General features: G+C 43.4%; 5 protein-coding genes and 1 pseudogene. 4 read left to right on the forward strand and 2 right to left on the reverse strand.

Features of this window, described 5'->3' with window-relative positions; all coding sequences use genetic code 11:
• Positions 1-88: 88 nt before the first annotated feature.
• Together V5N63_RS10040 and V5N63_RS10045 are read right to left on the reverse strand one after the other, a co-directional pair.
• Positions 89-1408, reverse strand: a complete 1320-nt coding sequence (locus tag V5N63_RS10040; protein WP_332033832.1) for a hypothetical protein — start codon at positions 1406-1408, stop codon at positions 89-91.
• A 145-nt stretch (positions 1409-1553) separates the two neighbouring features.
• Positions 1554-1970 carry an IS1/IS1595 family N-terminal zinc-binding domain-containing protein gene (locus V5N63_RS10045; RefSeq protein WP_088468978.1) on the reverse strand — a complete coding sequence of 139 codons (417 nt, stop codon included), beginning with the start codon at positions 1968-1970 and terminating at the stop codon, positions 1554-1556.
• 255 nt (positions 1971-2225) lie between these two features.
• On the opposite strand from V5N63_RS10045, the gene V5N63_RS10050 reads away from it, so the two are divergent.
• The 4 genes and pseudogenes from V5N63_RS10050 to carB all read left to right on the forward strand — a co-directional run bounded on the left by V5N63_RS10050 (position 2226) and on the right by carB (position 7915).
• Positions 2226-3116, forward strand: a complete 891-nt coding sequence (locus V5N63_RS10050) for an aspartate carbamoyltransferase catalytic subunit (RefSeq protein WP_332033833.1) — start codon at positions 2226-2228, stop codon at positions 3114-3116.
• 101 nt (positions 3117-3217) lie between these two features.
• Positions 3218-4324 (forward strand): carbamoyl phosphate synthase small subunit, encoded by a 1107-nt coding sequence (locus V5N63_RS10055; protein WP_332033834.1) that lies wholly within the window; start codon positions 3218-3220, stop codon positions 4322-4324.
• Positions 4317-4631, forward strand: a pseudogene (locus tag V5N63_RS10060) (four helix bundle protein). Before V5N63_RS10055 ends, V5N63_RS10060 begins: the two are co-directional and overlap by 8 nt.
• Before the next feature lie 104 nt (positions 4632-4735).
• Positions 4736-7915 (forward strand): carbamoyl-phosphate synthase large subunit, encoded by a 3180-nt coding sequence (carB, locus tag V5N63_RS10065; protein WP_332033835.1) that lies wholly within the window; start codon positions 4736-4738, stop codon positions 7913-7915.
• Positions 7916-7959 lie beyond the last annotated feature (44 nt).

A 7959-nucleotide genomic window follows, 5' to 3' on the forward strand; every position in this document is an offset into this window, starting at 1 on the left:
TAATTATATTTGGTTTTTGGTTTAAGTAATATTTATATAGATTTTATAATCATTTAATATTTAGTGTTTTAAATTTTTAATATAAAGTTTAAAATGAATACATAACTCTTACGGTTCCCCTTACATTTCCAACGTTCTTCAGGTTGTTTTTAGCGAGCGCTTCAGGATTCAGGTCGCCCCATTTTGCCGCGGTGTATTCCACTTCCGGGGACACACTGAATTTATTCTGCTTGAAATCTACTCGTGCAGAAGCCCGCCAAACCTCATCAAGAATCCGGTTCCCGGAAATGCCTCGCATGTACAGATTTTTAAAGCCGGCATCGGTGCCTGAATTTTTTGTGTAACCAAAGAAAACTCCAGGAGCAATTTTCGGATTGGCGCTCGCAAGGTCAACCCAGAAGGCTGAAGTTTTGGTGGGTTTATAGGATTCAATACCGTTGGTGTTTTCGTAGCCTGCAAAACCTCCGATCATCACAAGGTGGTGAAGGTTTCCGCCGGTAATCCCGTAAAGTTTTGCAATGATTTTTTCGTTGGCGTATTTGAAGTAACCGAAAAACATTTCAGAATTTACTTTCTCATCAGAAGCAAGGCCTCCGGATTCAATCACCGGCTGCAGCGATTGGTATTCGGCACCGGCACCTGCGGTGATGCTTTTTGATTTGTATTGAAGCTGCCCGTGAACAGTGGGCATTGAAGAATTGAAGGTCGCGGAATTGGCGGAAGCTCCAGCAGCGTTTGCTGTCTGAAATTCGCGGTCTTTATAAGCAATCACGCTGAAAGAAAGTTCCGGAGTTAATTTCTGGGTCACTTTTACCTGACCAGCCCAGCCGAAAGGGTTGAACAGGATGCCGGTATTGAAATTCACAACGCCTGGAAAGACGTCAAGAACAAAAGTGGGATACCAAGTTTGGCCAAAAGTTAATGCAGTTTTGGGCCAGGTCAGCGTCGCAGTTGCGTGTCTTAAACGGAGCAGGCCTGTGCTTCCTGTACCAGCCGCGCTTTTGTTGAGTTCAGTATTGCCAAAGAAATCAGCTTCGATGTTTCCTGTGGCTTTAGCTCCCCAAACGTCGGGTCCGCGGAATTTAATTCCAACCCTTGAAGTGATGGCCAGAAAATTACTCGCGCCGGTATCATTGATGTCGTTGCCTTTCGCGTCCAGTTTTTCATCTAAAGGATAAAGGTTGAGTTGGTATTCTCTGGAGTAGGCCGACTGGCGACTGTCGAAACTGTATTCGGTTCTTACCCAGCCGTAAATGGAAGCGTCCCATTCTTTGGGTTTTTTGGCTTCGGCTTCCAGGGCTTCGATTCTTTTTAAAAGATCTGCGGCGGATACCGTATCCTGAGCGTGTACCTGCTGCGTGAAGAGTATTGTTGGAAGTATTCCTAACAAAATAAATGATTTCTTCATAGGATGTTAATTTTTAGTTCTTTTCTTTGACATAACGAAAGTGAAACTAAAAATTTGTTTGAAGAAATTTAATATATATTTATGCTAAGGGTATAGTTATATTTTAAAATATGTTTAAAAATGATGGGTGTTATTTGGGACTGATTTATTTCCTAAAACGTTCCCACTTGATCATCATGTACTTATCGCCAAATTCAGTAATGATAAGGCCGGAGCCTTTTATATTTTCTTCTTTCTGCATGAATTCCAAAAGTTCATTCTGCTTAAAAACCTTATATGTGGTATGAAACTCCGAATGTGGGGGTCTGCTGATGTTGTATTTTTTTATCCAGGAACTTACCGTTACATGGGAGATGCCGAGAATTCTTTCGATTTCCCGGAACGAAAGTCCTTCCAGATACAGCTGCAGGGCTTTTGTAACATAGTAGTCGTCAATCTGTTTTCCCAGTTTTTTCACGGTGAAATAATAATTGCAGTCGCGGCACCGGAACCGCTGTCTTTCCTTTACAATTCCGCTCTTTACTACGTTGTGCTGCTGGCATTTGGGACAGGTATCCGGCATAACTATACTTTTTTAGCAAATGTATATTAAATTAGCATTAATACAAAATTTAAATATAGGGTTAATATCATTTAATGGGTTTTCGATAAATTACGTTTTTGGTTTTCAGATTAAATTTATATCTTTGCAGCTAATGAAAAGAACATTTCCATTAGACCATGTATATATTGGCAGCGATGCCGGGAACAACAATATTTATTTTATTTAACGAAGTCATTTTGGCTTCGTTTTTTTTTGATTTTAAACTAAAGAACTATGCTTACAACCAAAGATTTAACTGTAGAAAAGATTAATGCTTTACTGAAAAGTGCTCAGGAATTCGCAGAAGGAAAAACCGTGAAAGCGGTGGATGAAATTTATGTTTCCAACCTGTTTTTTGAAGACAGCACCCGCACAAAAACCAGTTTCGATCTTGCACAGCGCAAACTGGGACTTCATGTGGTTCCGTTTGATGTTACGGCAAGCTCTGTAAACAAGGGCGAATCTTTATATGATACGGTAAAAACTTTTGAAAGTTTAGGAGTAAATCTCACCGTCATCCGTCATAAGCAGGATAAATATTATGAAGAGCTTAAAAATATAGGTATTGCGGTGATCAATGGCGGCGACGGAAGCGGAAACCACCCTTCACAGACGCTTTTGGATTTAATGACCATTCAACAGGAATTCGGCAAGTTTAAAGGACTTAAAATAGGAATTGTAGGCGACGTGAAACACAGTAGGGTAGCCAACTCAAACGCCGAAGCGCTGCGTAAACTCGGCGCTAAAGTCTATTTCTCAGGTCCCGAAAAATGGTTTGATGAAGGCACCATCATCAACGGAACTTATCTGTCCATCGATGATTTGGTGACCGAAGTGGATGTAGTGATGCTGCTCCGTATACAGCACGAAAGACACGGCGAGAAAATGAAAATTTCACTCGAAAGCTATCACAGAAAATTCGGGCTTACCAAAGAGCGTGAGAAAATGATGAAAAAAGGAGCCATCATTATGCATCCCGCACCCATCAACCGCGGTGTGGAAATCGCCGATGAACTGGTAGAGTGCGAGCGTTCCCGAATCTTCCATCAGATGAAAAACGGAGTGTTTGCCCGAATGGCAATTCTGAAAGATGCGCTGGAATCTAAAGGATTTAAATTTAAATAAAATGAAATAAGGTTCAGGAGAGTAGACATCACATTATTCACTTACAAATACATGATTTGTCTCGAATCCACAGTCTTAAATCTTAGATCTAGTAAAAAAGAATGAAAAAAAAATTAATATTAGAATCCGGTGAAGTTTTTCACGGAGAAGGTTTCGGAGCCAACCTGGATACCGACGGGGAAGTGGTTTTCAATACCGGAATGACCGGCTATCAGGAACTTATTTCTGATCCGTCCTACTGCGGACAGATCGTCTGCATGACCTATCCGCTCATCGGAAATTACGGCATCAACCGTGATGATTATGAAAGTATCGAACCCGCCATTAAGGGTTTGATTGTAAAAGAATTGTGCGACTTCCCGTCCAATTTCCGGAACCAGCTCACCCTGGATGAGTTTTTTCAGAAAAAGAAATTATCCGGAATATCAGGAGTTGATACCCGAAAACTTACAAGAGTGCTGCGGAGCAAAGGAGTGGTAAAAGGCAAAATTGTAGACGAGAATGCTGATGAAATTGCAGTGATTGAGACCTTAAAAACTACCGATTTCCCGACCAATCATGTAGAAATGGTATCTACAAAAACCGCGTATGCCAACCCCGGCAGAGGATTGAATGTTGTTTTGGTTGATTTCGGGTCCAAACTCGGTATTCTGCGCGAACTTACCCAACGCGATTGCGATGTGAAGGTAGTTTCTCAGGATGTCACTGCCGAAGAGATTTTGTTGATGAACCCTGATGGAATCATGCTTTCCAATGGTCCCGGCGATCCGGAAGATGTGAAAGGAGCTTCAGAACTCATCAACGGTCTTCTCGGAAAAGTTCCCATTTTCGGGATCTGTCTGGGGCACCAACTGATTGGTTTGGCCTGTGGCGCAAAAACCTTCAAACTGAAATTCGGTCACCGCGGCGGAAATCATCCGGTTTTAGATCTAGCCAAAAATAAAGTGGCGATTACTTCCCAAAATCACGGGTATGCAGTGGATCAAGAAAGTTTGAAAAATACCGATTTGGAAGAAACACATATTGCACTTAACGATAGAACCAATGAAGGCCTGAGACATAAAATACATCCGTGCTTCTCGGTACAGTATCACCCGGAAGCAAGTCCGGGTCCGGAAGATGCAAATTATCTTTTTGATGAGTTTATTGATTTGATGGAAAGTTTTAAGAACCGAGAGCCGAGAATCGAGAAACTAGACAATGCATAACTTCGAGAAGTTAATTTTTTGGCAGAAATCAATTGAACTGGCAAAGCAGATTTATTTCTGTTGGGAAAACATTTCCAGTGACGAAAAATTTGGATTAATTTCTCAAATGAAAAGATCAGCAGTTTCCATTCCTTCAAATATTGCAGAAGGATCAGGCTGAAATTCCAATAAAGAATTTAACCATTTTCTACCTGCTGCCCTGGCTTCTGCCTTTGAGTTACAGACGCAATTAATTTTGACTAAAGAACTTCAACTCTTAGAACCTGGATTATGCAATGAACTTTTGTCTGATTTAGTAGAAATTTAAAAAATGATTTACGCATTTAAAAATAAACTTTAAAAGAGTTCAGACTCTCGAATCTCAAATCTCGATTCTTGATTCTTCGTTCTCGACTCTAATATCTAATAAAAATGAAAAGAAACGACATAAAAACAATTTTGGTAATCGGCTCCGGTCCCATCATTATCGGACAGGCCGCCGAATTCGATTACGCCGGAACCCAGGCTTGCCTGGCGCTGAGAGAAGAAGGTTACAAAGTGATTTTGATCAATTCAAATCCTGCCACCATTATGACCGACGTCGAAATTGCCGACAAGGTCTATATTGAACCCATCTCGCTGCAGTTTGTGAGTCATATCATCCGGAAAGAACGTCCCGACGCGCTTTTGCCTACTTTAGGCGGACAAACCGGACTCAACATGGCGGTAGAACTTGAGAAATCAGGAATTCTTGAAGAATGCAAAGTGGAAGTTCTGGGAACTAAACTTTCAGCCATCAACCAAGCGGAAGACCGCGATCTTTTCCGCGAACTGATGCGCGAACTCAACGAACCGGTACCTGATTCCGATATCGTGAACACCGTTCAGGGCGCTTTGGAATTTGCCCATAACATCGGATATCCCGTCATTGTACGTCCTGCCTTTACCATGGGTGGCACAGGCGGCGGAATCGCGCATAACGATGACGAACTGAAGGAAATCGCGAGTTTCGGTCTGAAATATTCGCCGGTAACCCAGTGTCTTATTGAAAAATCCATCGCTGGCTTCAAAGAAATTGAATACGAGGTGATGCGCGACAAAAACGACAACGCCATTGTGGTGTGTAATATGGAAAACATCGATCCGGTGGGCGTACATACAGGAGATTCCATTGTGGTGGCACCTTCGCAAACGCTTTCGGACCGGGAATATCAGATGCTGAGAAATTCATCTTTAAAAATCATCCGTGCACTGGGAATTGAAGGCGGTTGCAACGTTCAGTTGGCTTTGGATCCGCATTCATTTGATTATTATATCATCGAAGTTAATCCGCGGGTATCGCGTTCATCAGCGCTGGCGAGTAAGGCGACCGGTTATCCGATTGCCAAGATTGCTGCAAAAATTGCGGTAGGTTTAACCCTAGATGAAATCATGAATCCGGTGACCGGAAAGACCTACGCGTGTTTCGAGCCGGCTTTAGACTATGTAGTAACAAAATTCCCGAGGTTTCCTTTCGATAAATTTGAAACAGCGGACCGAAGACTTTCGACCCAAATGAAAGCGACAGGTGAAGTGATGGCCATCGGCAGAAACTTCGAGGAATCGCTTCAGAAAGCCATCCGTTCCCTTGAAACCGGTTTAAGACATATCGGATTGAAGACCAAAGATGCCGCAGCCTTAACCGACGCTGAAATCGAAAGAAGAATCCGCGTCTGTGATGACGAAAGACTGTTCATCATCGGCGACGCTTTAAGACGGGGCTACGACTGGGAACAGATTGTGGAATGGAGCAAAATCGATAAGTTCTTCATCTGGAAAATCAAGAAACTGATTGATTTTGAAAAGGTGATTGCTGAAAAAAAATTCGATAAAGAAACTTTACTTCAGGCTAAAAAACTCGGCTTTGCAGACCTTCATATCGCGCATCTGTGGGAATCTGACCAGAAAACGGTATTCGAATTCAGAAGAACAAACGGCGTGATGCCAGTATATAAAATGGTCGATACCTGCGCTGCAGAATTTGAAAGTGAAACACCTTATTTCTACGGAACTTACGAAGAAGAAAACGAAAGTACGCCTTCAGACCGGGAGAAAATCATCGTCCTCGGTTCCGGACCGATCAGAATCGGGCAGGGTGTGGAGTTCGATTACGCTACGGTACATTCGGTTTGGGCGATTAAAGAACTTGGTTACGAGGCGATTATCATCAACAATAACCCTGAAACGGTTTCCACCGACTTCTCCATTTCCGATAAACTCTATTTCGAGCCTTTAACGGAAGAAGATGTCATGAACATCATCGAACTCGAAAAACCGAAAGGCGTGGTGGTGCAGTTCGGCGGACAAACCGCCATTAACCTTGCCGATAAACTGGCTGCTCACGGCGTTCAGATCCTGGGAACTTCACTGGAAGATCTCGACCGTGCTGAAAACCGCAATAAATTTGAAGCCGCACTTCAGGAACTCGGCATTCCGCAGCCTTTGGGCAAAACCTGCTTCACAAAAGAAGCAGCGCTGGTGATTGCGGAAGAAATCGGCTATCCGGTATTGGTTCGTCCGAGCTACGTTCTTGGTGGAAGAGCCATGGAAATCGTGTACGACGAGAAAGACCTGGCGCATTACATGACAAACGCGGTGAAAGAAACTTCGGAACATCCTATCCTGATCGACCGCTATTTGACCGGTCAGGAAGTGGAAGTGGACGCGATTTCAGACGGAGAAACCGTAGTGATTCCGGGAATTATGGAGCATATTGAAAGAGCCGGAGTGCACTCCGGAGATTCCATTGCAGTGTATCCGCCGCAGAATATCACCGCGAAACAGATCGATACCCTCGTGGATTATACCGAAAGACTCGCAAAAGGTCTTAACGTAATAGGACTGATGAACATTCAGTACGTACTTTCCGACGGTGAAGTTTACGTGATCGAGGTGAACCCGAGATCTTCGAGAACAGTACCTTTCCTTTCCAAAATCACCGGAATCCCAATGGCGAATCTGGCTACTAAAGCGATTCTCGGCAAGAAACTGAAAGATTTAGGCTATAAAAACGGACTGGCACCTGAGCAGCCCGGTGTATTTGTAAAAGTCCCCGTATTCTCCTTCTCGAAACTCACAAAAGTGGATACTTCCCTAGGCCCGGAAATGAAATCTACCGGCGAGGTGATGGGCAAAGATACAACGCTCGAAAAAGCACTGTACAAGGGTTTTGTAGCAGCCGGACGTAAGATGCCGACCCACGGATCCATTCTCTTCACCGTAGCCGACAAGCACAAAGAAGAAGCCGCTGAAATGGCGCGACGTTTCCATGAAGTAGGTTTCAGAATATGGGCTACTGAAGGAACCGCAAGATACTTTGAAGACCATGGCATTCCGGTGAAAATTGGTTACAAAATCGGCGAAGAAGACGTCAACCTTATCGACCTGATTCAGAAAGGAAAGGTGCAGTATGTGGTAAATACCACCACCAAGGGGAAACAGGAGGAAAGAGACGGCTTCCAGATCCGAAGGATGTCGGTAGAGAATGGTGTGCCGTGCCTCACCTCGATGGATACCGTAGAAGCCATTTTAAAAGTCATTGAAAGCATGAGTTTCAAGATGGAACAGATGTAATCAAGACCTAATTATACAAAAACGCGTCCGGATTGGGCGCGTTT

It is taken from the genome of Kaistella sp., assembly GCF_032060305.1.
In the GTDB taxonomy this organism is placed as follows: domain Bacteria; phylum Bacteroidota; class Bacteroidia; order Flavobacteriales; family Weeksellaceae; genus Kaistella; species Kaistella yananensis.